Source organism: Pseudacidovorax sp. DMC4 (assembly GCF_056314265.1).
Window position 1 is genome coordinate 172,925 of sequence record NZ_JBQUYR010000006.1, and the last position, 1,071, is coordinate 173,995.

Genomic DNA, 1,071 nt, shown 5'->3' on the forward strand with positions numbered 1-1,071 from the left:
AAGCGGCATGGGGGTGACTTCTCGTTCTACCTGCAGTCGGCGCAGGTGCCCCGGATGCGCAGCGCGCTCTCGCTGGGCTGCATGCCGCGCCGCTTGAGCGAGCGGTTCAGCCGCTCCAGCACGGCCTGCAGCTGCGCATCCTGCGGCAGGCTCACCAGCCGGTGGCAGGCCTGGCATTCGAAGAGCTGGCTCGAATGCGCATCGTGCAGCATGAAGCGCGCGACGCCGTCCGACCCCATCAGCCGGTCCGCCAGGCCGGCCTGCGTCAGGCGGTCCAGCACACGGTAGACCGTCACGCGGTCGAAGGGCTGCTCGGCGTCCTGCATGCAGACCTGCAGCACCTCGTCATGGGACAGCGCCGAGGCCGTGGCCGACAGCACCCGCAGCACCGCGACGGACGCCCGCGTCACGCGCAGGCCGTGCTCGCGCAGCACGTGTTCCCAGTCGGGCGAACGGGCGTCGGCGGTGGAATGCATGGGCTCGGAATGCAACAGCGGGGCGTGAAGCCCCGCAGTTTAGTCAGCGCCGCCGGGCGGCGCCGAAGGTGCGCTCAGCGCCAGCCGCGCCGGTAGCGGAAGGCGAGGCTGCGGTGCTCGCCGCGCCGCACGTCCACCCACAGCGTCCGGCCGCCGACGATCAGCAGCACGATGCACAGCGCCACCGAACCCACCACGGCCAGGATGAGTCCGTTGCCGTTCAGCAGGCCGGCGAAGAGCAGCGACAGGCTCAGAACCGCCGGCAGCACGGCCCAGCCGAGGATGATGAGTCCCCGCTTGGCACCGAAGCGATAGGCGGCTCTTTCGGGCCAGAAAAAGACGTCGAACATTTGATCCATTTCGCAAGCGTCGAGTGATCGGGCACTCCCTTTTTTGGAGCGCCAGTTCCTTGATGGTTGCGGGCTTTCTGCGATTGCAGCTGCCCATCTCCTTTACGTAGCCCCCACTGAGGATGCTAGGGATATAGGCTATTCGGGCTAGGATTTTTCTTACAGCAAGTGTCAAAAGGTTTACAAATCCTGACAAGGCCGACCCGTGGTAGCGCCACGGGCCGGTTTGTGGCACCCAAATGGGG

General features: G+C 66.5%; 2 protein-coding genes. Both read right to left on the reverse strand.

What is annotated here, in order from left to right; genetic code table 11:
* Positions 1–26: 26 nt before the first annotated feature.
* On the reverse strand, positions 27–476 hold the full coding sequence (locus tag ACT54X_RS13190) for a Fur family transcriptional regulator (protein WP_234193141.1): 450 nt from the start codon (positions 474–476) through the stop codon (positions 27–29).
* 74 nt (positions 477–550) lie between these two features.
* A complete protein-coding gene (locus ACT54X_RS13195; protein ID WP_017757757.1) occupies positions 551–826 on the reverse strand; it encodes a hypothetical protein in 276 nt (91 codons plus the stop codon).
* Positions 827–1,071: the final 245 nt, after the last annotated feature.

Bases quoted from the DNA above. Each gene is read 5' to 3' on its own strand.
- ACT54X_RS13195 (WP_017757757.1), bottom strand. From the start codon at position 826: ATGTTCGACGTCTTTTTCTGGCCCGAAAGAGCCGCCTATCGCTTCGGT.
- ACT54X_RS13190 (WP_234193141.1), bottom strand. From the start codon at position 476: ATGCATTCCACCGCCGACGCCCGTTCGCCCGACTGGGAACACGTGCTG.